At 75.6% G+C, this 13,500-nt stretch carries 11 protein-coding genes; 7 read left to right on the top strand and 4 right to left on the bottom strand.

What is annotated here, in order from left to right:
• Nucleotides 1-179 precede the first annotated feature (179 nt).
• Entirely contained in the window at nt 180-602 is a 423-nt protein-coding gene (locus tag OYE22_RS12225) for an arsenate reductase ArsC (protein WP_277320445.1), read from the top strand.
• Between the two features lie 15 nt (nt 603-617).
• Here the strand turns inward: OYE22_RS12225 and OYE22_RS12230 are convergent, their stop codons facing one another.
• Both OYE22_RS12230 and OYE22_RS12235 read right to left on the bottom strand, forming a co-directional pair.
• On the bottom strand, nt 618-1,331 hold the full coding sequence (locus OYE22_RS12230) for a class I SAM-dependent methyltransferase (protein WP_277320446.1): 714 nt from the start codon (nt 1,329-1,331) through the stop codon (nt 618-620).
• Entirely contained in the window at nt 1,328-1,483 is a 156-nt protein-coding gene (locus OYE22_RS12235; RefSeq protein WP_277320447.1) for a hypothetical protein, read from the bottom strand. The genes OYE22_RS12230 and OYE22_RS12235 overlap by 4 nt, the downstream gene beginning before the upstream one ends.
• 411 nt (nt 1,484-1,894) lie before the next feature.
• Between OYE22_RS12235 and OYE22_RS12240 the strand changes: the two genes are divergently transcribed.
• The 3 genes from OYE22_RS12240 (at nt 1,895) to recQ (ending at nt 6,733) form a co-directional block, all read left to right on the top strand.
• Nucleotides 1,895-2,743 carry an SAM-dependent methyltransferase gene (locus OYE22_RS12240; RefSeq protein WP_277320448.1) on the top strand — a complete coding sequence of 283 codons (849 nt, stop codon included), beginning with the start codon at nt 1,895-1,897 and terminating at the stop codon, nt 2,741-2,743.
• A 352-nt stretch (nt 2,744-3,095) separates the two neighbouring features.
• Nucleotides 3,096-4,265, top strand: a complete 1,170-nt coding sequence (locus tag OYE22_RS12245; protein WP_277320449.1) for a hypothetical protein — start codon at nt 3,096-3,098, stop codon at nt 4,263-4,265.
• 158 nt (nt 4,266-4,423) lie between these two features.
• Nucleotides 4,424-6,733 carry a DNA helicase RecQ gene (recQ, locus tag OYE22_RS12250; RefSeq protein ID WP_277320450.1) on the top strand — a complete coding sequence of 770 codons (2,310 nt, stop codon included), beginning with the start codon at nt 4,424-4,426 and terminating at the stop codon, nt 6,731-6,733.
• A gap of 174 nt (nt 6,734-6,907) precedes the next feature.
• On the opposite strand, the gene OYE22_RS12255 is transcribed toward recQ, so the two are convergent.
• The gene (locus tag OYE22_RS12255; protein WP_277320451.1) at nt 6,908-7,339 is read right to left on the bottom strand and encodes an OsmC family protein; all 432 of its coding nucleotides are present in this window, start codon (nt 7,337-7,339) and stop codon (nt 6,908-6,910) included.
• Nucleotides 7,340-7,609: 270 nt separating this feature from the next.
• Here OYE22_RS12255 and OYE22_RS12260 point away from each other — a divergent pair, with 270 nt between their 5' ends.
• The 3 genes from OYE22_RS12260 to OYE22_RS12270 all read left to right on the top strand — a co-directional run bounded on the left by OYE22_RS12260 (nt 7,610) and on the right by OYE22_RS12270 (nt 11,133).
• The gene (locus tag OYE22_RS12260) at nt 7,610-8,383 is read left to right on the top strand and encodes a MerR family transcriptional regulator (protein WP_277320452.1); all 774 of its coding nucleotides are present in this window, start codon (nt 7,610-7,612) and stop codon (nt 8,381-8,383) included.
• Between the two features lie 7 nt (nt 8,384-8,390).
• Nucleotides 8,391-9,689, top strand: coding sequence for a glycosyltransferase (locus OYE22_RS12265; protein WP_277320453.1), 1,299 nt, complete (start codon nt 8,391-8,393; stop codon nt 9,687-9,689).
• A 262-nt stretch (nt 9,690-9,951) separates the two neighbouring features.
• Entirely contained in the window at nt 9,952-11,133 is a 1,182-nt protein-coding gene (locus OYE22_RS12270; protein ID WP_277320454.1) for a 4-hydroxybenzoate 3-monooxygenase, read from the top strand.
• A 75-nt stretch (nt 11,134-11,208) separates the two neighbouring features.
• On the opposite strand, the gene OYE22_RS12275 is transcribed toward OYE22_RS12270, so the two are convergent.
• Nucleotides 11,209-12,951, bottom strand: coding sequence for an MFS transporter (locus OYE22_RS12275; RefSeq protein WP_348652208.1), 1,743 nt, complete (start codon nt 12,949-12,951; stop codon nt 11,209-11,211).
• Between the last annotated feature and the right edge of the window lie 549 nt (nt 12,952-13,500).

Raw genomic sequence — 13,500 nt, forward strand, 5'->3', positions numbered from 1 at the left:
CCGCTGATGCCATCGCCGTCGCCATCGCCGTCGTTGGCGCCTCGCGGCAGCGGGGCACCGAGGCCGCCGGGCGCTGTCGGCCACCACGCCCACGAGGCCGATGACGCCCGCGACACCCGCGACACCGGCCACGCCCGTCGTCGCTCGCGTTCCGTCGCGAGTCCAGAAAGAGAGCCCCCATGCCCGAGAAGCCCTCCGTCCTGTTCGTCTGCGTGCACAACGCCGGCCGGTCGCAGATGGCCGCCGCCTGGCTGACCCACCTGGCCGGAGACCGGGTGGAGGTCCGCTCGGCCGGCTCGCGCCCCAGCACGGCCGTGCACCCCGCCGCCGTCGAGGCCATGCGCGAGGTAGGCGTCGACATCTCCGCCGAAACCCCCAAGGTGCTGACCGTGGACGCGGTCCGGGCCTCCGACGTCTGCGTCACGATGGGCTGCGGCGACGCCTGCCCGGTCTTCCCCGGCAAGCGCTACCTGGACTGGACACTGGACGACCCCGCCGGCCAGGGCATCGAGGCCGTCCGCCCGATCCGGGACGCGATCAGGACCCTGGTCGAGGACCTGATAGCGGAGATCGCCCCGGGGCCGACTCAGGGGCGTGGTTAGCCGGGGCGGGAGAGGTCAGCGGGTCGCGCGGCGCGGGCGCGCGGCGCTCACCAGCAGGGTGTCGACGGCGGACGGGCCCTGCCCGGCGGACGGGAGCGACTCCACCGCGACGTCGACCAGCCCCGCCACCTCCAGCAGCGTCGCCCACCGGTACGGGCGGAGCACCCAGCGGAACAGGGTGGCCGGCCGCCCGTCGGGCGTACGGGCCGGAACGCGCGCCGGCACGAGTTCGGCCGCGGCCGGCTCGCCGGTGACGTGCCGAGCCAGGGTGGCGAACACCAGCCGCCCGCCGGGGCGCAGGGCCGCCGCTGCCACGGGCAGCAGGTCGCGCGGATCGGTGAAGTCGAGCGCGCCGAAGACGCTGTAGAGCACGTCGTACGCGGCGGGCGTCGCGCGCAACCGGGCCACCACGTCGGCGTGGACGAGGCACAGCCGTGGCGCGAGGTGGGCGTACAGGTCGGTGGCCAGGGCGTGTTGGGCGGCGGAGGCGTCCACCGCGTCGACGCGGGCGGGCCGGTGGTGGTGCGCCAGATGAGCGGCGTGCCGCGCGGACCCGGCCCCCAGGTCGGCCACGTACAGCCCGGTCAGGTCGCCCAGCACCTCCGCCCCCGGTCCGGCGTCCTGGCCCCGCCCCTGGTCCCAGGTCCAGTGGAAGGCGGCCGGAACGGCGCGTTCCGAGGTCGCGCGCCCGCGGCCGTAGTGGTGCCACAGGTCGGGCGTCTCGGTCACCCGGTCCACCCGCCGGCCCGGTCGGCCACCTCGCCCCGTGCCCGCATCCTGGCCCGCGAGCGGGCGGGGAAGCACGCGTCGCCACGGTCGCGCGGGGCCTCGGTCACGCGCTGGCTCGCCGCGCCGTCCGGCGTGGTCTCCACGATGGCCATCGGCCCTCCCGTGCGGCGCTGGTCGCCAGATCGGTGGCGGACCGTTCCTGGGCTTCAACACATCCCGGGCGGTCCGGATTCCCCCGACAGCGGCCCACGCACCCGCGACCGCGCCGGGCGACGCGTGCTGCGACGCGTACGACGCTGACGCGCACGACGCTGAGGTACGGCGGTGCGCCAGGCGGTGCGTGCGGTGGGCTGCGAGTGGGCTTCGCCCGAGGGGGCCAGCGGTCGGCGCACCCGTACCCGCTCTCGCCCCTACCCGTCGGCCAACGACCGTCCCTGTCCTGGGCGTTCGACCCCCTAACCGTCGCCCGGTGCCGCAGTGGTCTGGTCTGATGGCGTCGTGGCGACCGCGCGCCGGCCGCTGTCACGATGGGATGTCCGGTTACCACCACGTGGGAGGACTTCATGCAGGTTGGGCAGCCGAGTCTCACCGCTCGGGGCGCCGCCGCGCTGCGGGCGGCGCACCAGGAGTTGGACGGCGGGGCCGTCTTCGCCGACCCGTTCGCGGTGGCGATCCTGGGTGACTACGCCGACGACCCGCTGTGCGCGATGGCCTTCGAACCGGGCCGCGAGCCGCTGCGGGTGAGCGTCGCCGCGCGCTCGCGCTGTGCCGAGGACGCGTTGGCCGACGCGGTGCGCGAGCGCGCCGTGCGGCAGGTCGTCGTGCTCGGGGCCGGGCTCGACACGTTCGGGTACCGCAATCCGCACGCGGCCTCCGGGGTGCGGGTCTTCGAGGTCGACCACCCGGCCACGCACGAGTGGAAGCGCCGGCGACTGCTGGACGCCGGGATCACGGTGCCCGACGAGCTGACGTTCGCCCCCATCGACTTCGAGGCGTCCAACCTGGCCGAGGGTCTCGCGGCGGCCGGGTTCGACGCCGAGCGGCCGGCGTTCTTCATGTGCCTGGGCGTCGTGCCGTACCTGACGGCCGAGGCGATCGCCGCCACGTTCGGCTTCATCGCGTCGCTGCCGGCCGGCACGGAGGTGGTCTTCGACTACGGCGAGCCCGCGAGCGCCCTGAGCCCCGAGCAGCGCGCCCTGCACGAGCGGCGGGCGGAGTGGGCCGCGCGGCAGGGCGAGCCCTTCCACAGCTCCTTCGACCCCGCCGAACTCGCCGACCGCCTCCGCTCCTGGGGCTTCGCGGAGACGGTGAACGCGTCCTTCAGCGACCTGGCCCGGCGGTACGCGCCGGACAGCGCGGCGGCCGAGGCGCTGCGGGAGGCGGGCGGCCACGTGATGCGGGCCTGGGTCTAGGACCGGGACGTCCGGGACGACGAGCCGAGAGCTGGGGAGCCGGGCGACGAGTCGGCGGGTCGGGCGAGGGGCCGGCGGGCGTTCCGTACGGCCGATCCGCCGCGCCCCGCCTCCCCCGATCCACCACCCTTCGATCCTTCAAGACTGCAACCCTTCGATCCTTCGATCCGCCCGGACCTCCCCGTCACGTCCCCAAGCCACCGCCCTGTCCCCATCCGCCGACGCAACAAGTCGCCAATTCGCCAAAGCGCGGTACCGGGTTGCCGTGGGGTGCGGGTGGCGGGCGAGTGGGCAGGATCGGAGGCGGGCGGGGCGCGGCGGGCGCCGTACCGAGGGAACGGGGGGCCGTGTCATGCGATCGGTACGGGCCGCGGTCGTCGCTGCGGTGGCGGCGGTCGCGCTGGCGCTCGGCGCCTGCACGGTCGGCGGTGAGGACCGGGCGGGCGCCCCGTCGGCCACCCCGTCGGCCACCTCCGGCCAGCGGCCCCCCGACGACACCCCGCAACCGTCGCCCCGGCCCGATCGGGCATCGCCCGACGGCGCCGGGCCCGGGCGCGTCGGGGCGGGCCGCGACGGCGACGGACGGGGCGGGGACGGCGCGGGCGGTGGCTCCCGTGGGGGCGCGTTCGCGCGGCCACCGGCCGACGAGCTGTGGCAGCCCGACCGGATGGCCCGGGCGCGACAGCCCCCGCACGCGACCGCCGGCGGCGCCCGGGGTGGCACCGACCGGGTGCCGGAGCCGGTGCCGGCGCGCCAGGTGCCGCGCCCGTACCACCGGAACATGGCGCCGGTCGGCAAGGTCTTCTTCGACCGCCCGGAGGGGCCCACGGTCTGCTCGGGCACCGTGGTGCGGGACCCGGCGCACCCGGGCGCGTCCAACCTGGTGTGGACCGCCGGCCACTGCGTGCACGGCGGGGCGCGGGGCACCTGGATGCGCAACATCGTGTTCGTGCCCGCGTACAACGACCGGGGCCACCCCGCCGAGCGACTGGCCGACGCGCCGCCGGCGCAGGTCAGCCCGTACGGGGTGTGGTGGGCCGACTGGTCGCAGACCTCGGACGGGTGGCTGCGGTACGGCGGTACGGGGGACGAGCGGGGTTCGGCGTACGACTTCGCCGTGCTGCACGTGCGGCCCGAGCGGGGCGGGGCCTCGCTGGAGGAGACGGTGGGCGCGGCGATCCCGATCTGGTTCGGGGCGCCGCCCGCCGGGCGGATCAGCGGGGTCAGCGCGTACGGTTACCCGGCGGCGCCGCCGTACGACGGGGCGCGGATGTTCCGCTGTGCCGGCCCGCCCGGGCGCCTGGCCGCCGCGGGTGGCGCGCCCGCCCTGTACCGCGTCGGCTGCACGATGACCGGCGGGGCCTCCGGCGGTGGCTGGTTCGTGAGCCGGGACGGGGTCACCATGCTGGTCTCCAACAGCGCGATCGGTTCCACCGCGCACACCTGGCTCGCCGGCCCGCACCTCGGCCGCGCGGCCCGGGAGGTCTTCGACGCGGTGAGCCAGCGGTTCGCCGAGCGCTGAACCGGGCCCACCACCCGCGCCGGCTCCCCGGCCGGCCCGGCGTACGCGGCGGCGTGGCCCGCGCGCCGGGCGTGCGCCAGCGGGCGGGGTCGGCCCGATGATCTCCCGTGCCGGGAACGGCCCGTACGGGGCGTCGCGGGCCCCCATAGAATTGCCGAATGACTCCCCCTCCCCTCGATCACGACCTCGGCGACGTCTCCGCGGCGTCCGAGGCCCTCGACGCGACCGACGCCCCCGGCTCGCCCGGCCCGTCCGGCGGCTCCGGCGGCCCCACGGGCGCCGCCGCCGCGCCGGCCGCGGGGCAGGCGGACAGAGATCGCGCGACGGCCGGGTCCGTGGGCGCGGGGGACGGCGGGGACGAGTCGGCGGCCGTGCGCACGCTGCGTCGGGTCTTCGGCTACGACGCCTTCCGCGGCCAGCAGGAGGAGATCATCGAGCACGTCGTCGGCGGCGGCGACGCGCTCGTGCTGATGCCGACCGGTGGCGGAAAGTCGCTGTGCTACCAGATCCCCGCGCTCGTGCGCGGCGGCGTCGGCGTGGTCGTCTCGCCGCTGATCGCCCTCATGCAGGACCAGGTCGACGCGTTGCGCGCGCTCGGCGTGCGCGCCGGCTTCCTCAACTCCACGCAGGACTTCGAGGAGCGGCAGGTGGTCGAGGCGTCGTTCCTCGCCGGCGAGATCGACCTGCTCTACCTGGCCCCCGAGCGGCTGCGTACGGAGTCCACGCTGCGGCTGCTCGACCGTGGCCAGATCTCGCTGTTCGCGATCGACGAGGCGCACTGCGTCGCCCAGTGGGGCCACGACTTCCGGCCCGACTACCTGGCCCTGTCCGCCCTGCACGAGCGCTGGCCCACGGTGCCGCGCATCGCGCTGACCGCGACGGCCACCGAGGCCACCCACGAGGAGATCGCCGTACGGCTGAACCTCAAGGACGCCCGGCACTTCGTGGCCAGCTTCGACCGGCCCAACATCCAGTACCGCATCGCGCCGAAGAACGAGCCGAAGAAGCAGCTCCTGGCGCTGCTGCGGAGCGAGCACCCGGGCGACGCGGGCATCGTCTACTGCCTCTCGCGCGGCTCGGTCGAGAAGACCGCCGAGTTCCTGGTGCGCAGCGGCATCGACGCGCTGCCGTACCACGCGGGGCTCGACGCGCGGGTGCGCGCCGCCAACCAGGCCAGGTTCCTGCGCGAGGACGGCGTGGTCATGGTCGCCACCATCGCGTTCGGGATGGGCATCGACAAGCCGGACGTGCGGTTCGTCGCCCACCTCGACCTGCCCAAGTCCGTCGAGGGCTACTACCAGGAGACCGGCCGCGCCGGGCGCGACGGGCTGCCGTCCACGGCCTGGCTCGCCTACGGGTACCAGGACGTGGTCCAGCAGCGGAAGATGATCGACGGCTCCGAGGGCGACGCCGCCCACCGGCGCCGGCTCGGCAGCCACCTGGACGCGATGCTCGCGCTGTGCGAGACGGTCGAGTGCCGCCGGGTGCACCTGCTGGCCTACTTCGGGCAGAAGTCCACGCCGTGCGGCAACTGCGACACCTGTCTGACCCCGCCCGACTCCTGGGACGGCACGGTCGCCGCGCAGAAGTTCCTGTCCACGATCGTGCGGTTGCAACGCGAGCGGCGACAGAAGTTCGGCGTCGGGCAGATCGTGGACATCCTGCTCGGCAAGAAGACCGCCAAGGTGATCCAGCACGACCACGACGCGCTGTCGGTCTTCGGCATCGGCGCCGACCTGCGCGAGGCCGAGTGGCGGGGCGTGGCACGGCAGTTGCTGGCCCAGCGACTGCTGGCGGTCGAGGGCGAGTACGGCACGCTGGTGCTCACCGACACCAGCGGTGACGTGCTCGGCGGCCAGCGCAAGGTGCCACTGCGGCGCGACCCGGAGCCGGCCAAGCGCGCGCCCAGGGCCGAGGCCAAGGGCGGTGGCGGCGGCTCGCGGCGGGCGGCGGCGGTGGACCTGCCGGAGCCGTTGGTGCCGGTCTTCGAGCGGCTGCGGACCTGGCGGACGGCGATCGCCAAGGAGCAGGGCGTCCCGGCGTACGTGATCTTCCAGAACGCGACGCTGCAGGAGATCGCCGCGAGCGCCCCGAGCACGCTCGGCGAGCTGGGCACGATCTCCGGCGTCGGCGAGAACAAGCTGGCCAAGTACGGGCAGCCGATCCTCGACGTGCTGGCCGAGCTGCGTGCCGACGGCACCCTCCCGGCCGGCGGCGGCGCTGGTGCCAGTGCCGGTGCCGGTGCCGGTGCGGACGGTGGTGCCGGTGACAGCGCCGGGGCGGGGGCCGGGGCGCCGGCCCGGACCGGGCGCGCGGCGGCTCCGCGCGGTGGCCGGACGGCGGGCGGCCCGGCCACCGGCCCGACCGGGAGTGGCGCGGGGCCCCGCGCGGCGGCAGCCGAGTCGCTCTACGACTGGCCGGACGAGGAGCCCGAGCCGGAGCCGCCGTTCTGGGACGAGGGCGCGTAGCGGGCGCGAGCGCCCGACGCGGGGTCCGGGCCGGGGCCGGCCCGGGCGGCGTACGACGCGACCCGGCCGGGCCCGGTGGATGCCGCCCCCCGTCGAGGGCGGCGGCCGGGCCCGGCCGGGTCGTGGTGTGCGGACCGGGGGCGGTGCGAGGCGCGCCCGGGGCCGCGGGGTGCGTCAGGCCAGCAGTTCGGCCTGGAGCGTGATGTTCTTGACGCCGGCCAGCGCCTGGCTGACCGGGCAGTTGGCCTTGGCGTCCGCCGCCGCGGCCTGGAAGTCCTCCTCGGACAGGCCGGGCACGCGGGCCTTGACGGTCAGCACGATGCCCGTGATGCCCTCGCCAGGCTGGAACGTGACGTCGGCCCGGGTGTCCACCGACTCGACGGTGAAGCCCTTGCCGGCGAGGCCGTGCGAGAAGGCCATCGAGTAGCAGGAGGAGTGCGCCGCCGCGATCAGTTCCTCGGGGCTGGTGCGGCCAGCCGGCTCCTCCGCGCGGGAGGGCCAGCTCACGTCGTACGTGCCGATCTTGGAGGATTCCAGGGCCACGGTGCCCTTGCCCTCCAGCAGGTTGCCTTCCCAGTGCGTCTGGGCAGTGCGCGTCGTTGCCATGCGGGTGCTCCCGGGTTCTCAGCGTAAAAGCGGTGTGCGCCGCTCAGCTTAGGCGGGCGGTGGTGTCGGACGGGGTTGCTTCGGCCGGCGATCGGGCGACGACTGGCGTACGGCGTGCCCGCGCCCGGGTGACGGATGCGCGGCGGGCGGGTGCGGCACGTGGCCCGATGGGGCGGGTGCGGCACGTGGCCCGGTGGGGCGGGTGCGGGGCCCGGTTGACCCTCACCTCGCGTCAGGCTCCAGGATCTCCCCGAACGGGAGGTCACATCCATGAGCTACTCAGTCGGGCAGGTCGCCGGCTTCGCGGGGGTCACGGTGCGCACCCTGCATCACTACGACAAGGCGGGGCTGCTGACGCCGAGCGAGCGCAGCCCCGCCGGCTACCGGCTCTACGGCGACGCCGACCTGGCCCGCCTCCAACAGATCCTCTTCTACCGCGAACTCGGCTTCCCCCTCGACGAGATCGCCGCCATCCTGCGCGACCCGCAGGCCAACGCGCTCGACGCGCTGCGCACCCGACACCGCGAACTCACCGCGCAGATCGACGCGTTGCGGCGGCTGGTCGAGGTCGCCGAGCGCGCCATGGAGGTACGGCGTACGGGCGTCCAACTCTCCCCGCGCGAGCGCTTCGAGGTGTTCGGCGAGGTGGCGTTCGACCTGAGTTACGCCACCGAGGCCCACCTGAAGTGGGGCGCGAACGAGGGTTACCAGCAGGCGATGGCCCGCGCCGCCGCGCACACCAAGGAGGACTGGCGCCAACTGATGGCGGAGGCGGCCGGGTGGCGGAAGCGGCTGCTCGACGCGTTCGACCAGGGGGTCGCGCCCGACGGGGAACTGGCGCTGGAGCTGGCCGAGGAGCACCGGCAGCACATCGCCCAGTGGTTCGCGCCGTGCCCGCCCGAGACGCACTGCCGCATCGCCGACGACTACCTGGCCGACGCCCGGGCGTTCGCGCTGGTCGTGCCGCCGAACGAGCAGCGCCCCGGGCTCGCCGAGTTCCTGCACGCGGCGGTGCGGGCCAACGCCGGGCGCCGGCGGGGGTGACGCGGCGATGAAGATCCTGATCATGGCCGCCGGTTCGCGCGGCGACGTCGTCCCGTACACCGGCGTCGGCGCCAGGCTGCGCGCGGCGGGCCACGAGGTCACGCTCGCCACGCACGAGCCGTACGCGCGGGCGGCGGCCGACGCCGGCCTGGCCTTCCGCCCGCTGCCGGCCGACCCGCGCGGGGGCACGGGCGGGGACGGGGGCGGAGGCACGGACGGTGGCACGGGCGGGGGCACGGGCGGGGGTGGGGACGCGGCCGGGGGCTCGGCGCCGCGGGGGCGGCGGGCGCTGTTGCGGACCGCGGCCACCTTCGTCGGGCGGCTCGGCCAGGGCATGGCCGACGCCGCGGAGCCCGGCACCGACCTGCTGTTCCTGTCCACCACCACCGCCCCGCTCGGCTGGCACATCGCCGAGGCGCTGGAGGTGCCAAGCCTCGGCCTGTACCTCCAGCCGACCGCGCCCACCGGGGACTTCCCGCCGGTCGTCGGCGGCACCCGGTCGCTTGGCCGGTGGGGCAACCGCACCGCGGGGCGGCTCGCGCTGCGCGTCGTGGACCGCATCCACGCGGACGCCGCCCGCGACCTGCGGAGCCGGCTCGGGCTGCCGGCGGCGACGGCGCGCGCCGTGCGCGAGGCCCGGGAGGCGGACCGGTGGCCCGTGCTGCACGGGTTCAGCCAGGCGCTGGTGCCCCGGCCACGGGACTGGCGGACGGGGCTTGAGGTCACCGGCAACTGGTGGCCGCACCTGCCCGCCGACGCCGCGCTCCCGGCCGAACTCGCGGACTTCCTCGCGGCCGGCCCGCCGCCGGTGTTCATCGGCTTCGGCAGCATGGGCGGCGGCGCCGGCGAGCGGCTGAGCGAACTGGCCGCGCGGGCGCTGCGCGAGGCCGGTGTGCGGGGCGTGGTGCAGGCGGGCTGGGCGGGCCTGGCCGCGCACGGCGACGACGTGCTGACCGTCGGCGACGTGCCGCACGCCCTGCTCTTCCCCCACGTGGCCGCCGTGGTCCAGCACGCGGGGGCCGGCACCGCGGCGGCCGCGGCCCGCGCCGGCGTGCCGACGGTGCCGGTGCCCGTCCTGGCCGACCAGCCGTTCTGGGCCCGGCGCCTGGCGGCCAACGGCGCGGCCACGCCCCCGATCCCGTTCGCGGAGCTGACGGCCGAGCGCCTCGCCGCGGCGATCACCACGGCCGTACGGGAGCCGGCGCCGCGCTCCGGCGCGGAGCGGCTGGCGCGCGAGATGGCCGCCGAGGACGGGGCGGGCGCGGTGCTCCGCGCGGTGGGCGCGCTCGCGGCGGCGAGCGGGTAGCGGGCCGGGTCCGGGGGGCGGGCCGGCCGGGGGTGGGGATCGGTGACCGGAAGGGTCCGTGACCGGGGGGCGGGGCCGGCACGGAATAAGCCGGGGCGCCGGCGGGCGGAGCGGGGGTCGCCCGCCGGCGGGGGGCGTCGGCGGACGGCCGGGGGCGCGCTCTTCTCCCGGCCGGCCACCGCGCTGGAGAATGTGTGTCGAGGGCGCGGCTGCGAGCGCGCCACCGGCTCGCCCAGGTCCCCGCAACCAAGGAGCAGCGGCCATGTCCGTGCCGGACGAGAACACCACCGTCGTCATCGTGGGCGCGGGCGTCGCCGGCCTGACGCTCGGCACCTTCCTGCTGCGCGGCGGCGTCGACTGCGTCGTACTGGAACGGCGCGACCGCGCGTACGTCGAGCAGCGGCAGCGCGCGGGGGTCATCGACTCGCGTGCCGTACGCATGTTCCGCGCGTGGGGCCTGGCGGACCGGGTCGTCGGCGGCGTCCCCCTGGAGCCGGTGCTGCACTTCCGCGTCGACGGCGAGCCACGGCCCTTCAGGTACGCGACCGACGGCCACGCCGACGGCCGGCTGTGCCCCCAACAGGTGCTCGTGCGCAACCTCGTCGACGTGTTCGTCGGCGACGGCGGTGACCTGCGCTTCGAGGCCGAGGACGTGAAGCTGGCGGACCTCGCGGGGCCCCGGCCGCGCGTGCGCTACCGGGACGGGGCGGGCGTGACCCGCACCATCGGCTGCGACCTCGTCGCCGGCTGCGACGGCGAGCACGGCGTCAGCCGGGCCAGCGTCCCCAGCGGGGAGCTGACCAGCTACTCCCGCGAGCACGGCTACGCCTGGCTGTCCGTCCTGGCCGATGCCCCCGCCGGTCGGCAGACCACGATGGCGATCCACGACCGGGGCTTCGCCAGCCAGTTCCCGCGCGGCCCCGGGGCGAGCCGCTGCTACCTCCAGTGCCCGCTGGACACCGCCGTCGAGGAGTGGCCGGACGACCGCGTCTGGGACGAGATCGAGGCGCGCTTCGGGGAACCGGTCGCCGCCCGGGGGCCGATCACCAGCCGGACGCTGGTGCCGCTGCGCGGCGTCGTCCACGAGCCGATGCGCCACGGCCGCCTGTTCCTGCTCGGCGACGCCGCGCACATCGTGCCGCCCACGGGCGGCAAGGGCATGAACCTGGCCCTGCACGACGCCGGTGTCCTGGCCACGGCCATCCTGGCGTGGTCCACGGAGCGGGACCCGAGCCCGCTGGACGCGTACTCCGCGACCTGCCTGAGGCACGTGTGGAACTACCAGGCGTACGCCACGTGGGTCACCGACCTCGTGCACGACGCCGGGGACGCCTCCTACCGCGGCGCGTTCCGGCGTCGCCTGGCGCGCGCCGAGTTCGAGCGCCTCTTCGCCTCGGAGACCGCCGGCCGGCTCTTCGGCGAGTTCCTCACCGGCCTGAACTGAGACCGCCCGCCGTACGCCGTCCCCGGCCCGTACGCCGTTCCCGGCCCGCGTGGGGCCGGGGCTCGGCCGGGGCGCCTACTCCGCCATGTCGTCGGGGCAGGGCGTGCCGCGCGGGAACTGGTAGGGCGCGCCGATCCGGTACGTCCCGGCGTGCGGCGCGTGCAGCACCGTCCACTCGTCCTCCGGCTGCCCGTCCTTGGCCTCCACGACGCGCTTGGTCAGACAGCCGTTGACGTTGACCGGCGCGCCGCCGTCGACGTCGGACTTGGGCGCCTTGATGCGGTCACCCTTGCGGTCCACGAGGCCGAGCCAGGGCGAGTACGGGACGCGGATGAGGACCGGGCCCGGCTCCTTGACGGTGAGGGTGAGCTGGTCGGGCTCCGCGCTCACCAGCTTGCCGGGCGGCTCGGCGACCGGCGTCGGGTCCTTGACCTTGAACAGCTTCCAGCTCGCGTTCGACCAGATCTCGTCCAGGTACGGCAGCCCGGCGAAGATCAGGTCAGCCTCCTTCTCGCCCGCGGTGTCCACCTTGCCGGTCGGCAGGACGACGTAGTGCACGGCCCAGCGGTTGAGCCAGGCGCGGTAGCTGTGCGGGGTGAGCGAGTCGTCGTAGAAGATCGGGTTGCGCTCCAGGTCGGCCTGGCGGTTCCAGCCACGGGCCAGGTTGACGTAGCGCAGCAGGGCCGAGGACTCGCGGTGGCTCTTGGCCGGCACGACCTCGACCCGGCCCTGCTCCTTGGCCTTGACCTGCTTGAGCTGGTCCAGCATCGGGGCCAGCTCGCGGGCCCAGGCGGCGGAGGGGGTGGTGTTGACGATGTCGTCACCCGACTTGAAGCCCTGCCACACGGTGAGCGCCACCAGCGCGGTCACCAGCGCCGTCCACTGCCGGCCGGCGCGCAGCAGCTCCGCGCGGCGGGGCCGGGTGTACTCCGACAGCGCGGCGACCAGCACCACGCCGCCGAACAGCATGCCGAGCCGGGTGATGTTGCTGCCGATCTGCGAGGGGATCAGCCAGGTGAGGAGGACGGCGAGCGAGTACAGGCCGCCGACGAAGCGCACCGTGCGCCAGCTCTTCGGGCAGAAGACGACGGCGCCGATGCCGGACAGCAGCGGCAGGATCGTCGACGGGAAGGTCATCGGCTGCTCGCCGGAGAACGGGAACAGCCACCAGGACAGGGCGACCACGATGGTGGGCGTGACCCCGAGCGCGTACGCCGCCCAGCGCCGCTTGGTCAGCCACAGGGCCGCCGCCACGATGCCCACGAAGAGGCCGGCCACCGGGCTGCCCATGGTCGCCAGGGCCGCCAGCAGCGCGGCCAGCAGCCAGCGAAGGACCCGGTGCAGGGCCCGCGTGGAGCGCCACCGGGTCGGCCAGGCGAAGATCACGGCCAGCGCCGCGAGCCCGAACATCGTGCCGAGCCCGAACGTCACGCGCCCCGATATGGCGTTGCAGACCAGCGCGAACGCCGCGTACAGCGAGGCCCACATCGGCTTGCGCACCGCGCGGCTGCGCACCAGGAGCAGCGCCACGAGCCCCGCGGAGAGCGTGCCCGCTATCACCATCGTGGTGCGGACCCCGAGCACGGCCATCAGGTAGGGCGAGATCACGCTGTACGAGACGGGGTGCATGCCCCCGTACCAGGCCAGGTTGTACGCCGAGCCGGGGTGCTGGAGGGCGAACTCGGCCCACGCGTCCTGGGCGGCCATGTCGCCGCCGCTGTTGGCCACCACCAGCACCCACACCAGGTGCAGCAGGCCGGCGAAGATCAGCGCGGCGGGGACCGGGCGCCACAGTGCGAGGGCGATTCGGCGAAGCATGCCTGGCCGCTCCCGGGTGTCGACCGAGCCGCCCTCGCCCTCCCCCGACCGCCGCTGTGCGGGTACGCGTATCAGCCCCGTGGCGCTCGCGTCTTCCTGTTCCGTCCGCGCCGGATCAACGGTGGTCACTGCAGCTCTCCCCGTCTGCCCCGAGGGTCATCCCCCATCTTCAGCGCGCTTCGGGGTGGTCTGCCACCCGATGGTCTCGCACTGGTCCGCGATGAGGCGCGTGCGATGACAGGCCCGGCCGGACCGTGGCGACGCTAGCACGACCGAACCACCCGCTCCTCCCGGACCGGCGCGTGACCTCGGCTTTCGCCAACTCTTCACCGGCCGGCTGTGCGTAAGGTCACCGCGTTCGGGCGCCCCGCGCGCGGGTCGGCCACGGCGCGCGCACCGGGCGGACACATTCCGGTCGTCGGGCGCCGGCGCGGGCCCGGGGCGCGTGGCCGCGACCGGTCGGGTACGGCCACGCCGCCCGCCGGGAGCGGACGGCGTGGCCGGAAAGCCGCGCGGCCGGTGTGCTGATCCCGCGCGTGGCGGGTCAGA

Origin of the sequence: Streptomyces sp. 71268 (genome assembly GCF_029392895.1) — a bacterium.
GTDB lineage: Bacteria > Actinomycetota > Actinomycetes > Streptomycetales > Streptomycetaceae > Streptomyces.

Bases quoted from the DNA above. Each gene is read 5' to 3' on its own strand.
- OYE22_RS12240 (WP_277320448.1), top strand. From the start codon at position 1,895: ATGCAGGTTGGGCAGCCGAGTCTCACCGCTCGGGGCGCCGCCGCGCTG.
- OYE22_RS12265 (WP_277320453.1), top strand. From the start codon at position 8,391: ATGAAGATCCTGATCATGGCCGCCGGTTCGCGCGGCGACGTCGTCCCG.
- OYE22_RS12260 (WP_277320452.1), top strand. From the start codon at position 7,610: ATGAGCTACTCAGTCGGGCAGGTCGCCGGCTTCGCGGGGGTCACGGTG.
- OYE22_RS12275 (WP_348652208.1), bottom strand. From the start codon at position 12,951: ATGCTTCGCCGAATCGCCCTCGCACTGTGGCGCCCGGTCCCCGCCGCG.
- OYE22_RS12270 (WP_277320454.1), top strand. From the start codon at position 9,952: ATGTCCGTGCCGGACGAGAACACCACCGTCGTCATCGTGGGCGCGGGC.
- OYE22_RS12225 (WP_277320445.1), top strand. From the start codon at position 180: ATGCCCGAGAAGCCCTCCGTCCTGTTCGTCTGCGTGCACAACGCCGGC.
- recQ (WP_277320450.1), top strand. From the start codon at position 4,424: ATGACTCCCCCTCCCCTCGATCACGACCTCGGCGACGTCTCCGCGGCG.
- OYE22_RS12245 (WP_277320449.1), top strand. From the start codon at position 3,096: ATGCGATCGGTACGGGCCGCGGTCGTCGCTGCGGTGGCGGCGGTCGCG.
- OYE22_RS12255 (WP_277320451.1), bottom strand. From the start codon at position 7,339: ATGGCAACGACGCGCACTGCCCAGACGCACTGGGAAGGCAACCTGCTG.
- OYE22_RS12235 (WP_277320447.1), bottom strand. From the start codon at position 1,483: ATGGCCATCGTGGAGACCACGCCGGACGGCGCGGCGAGCCAGCGCGTG.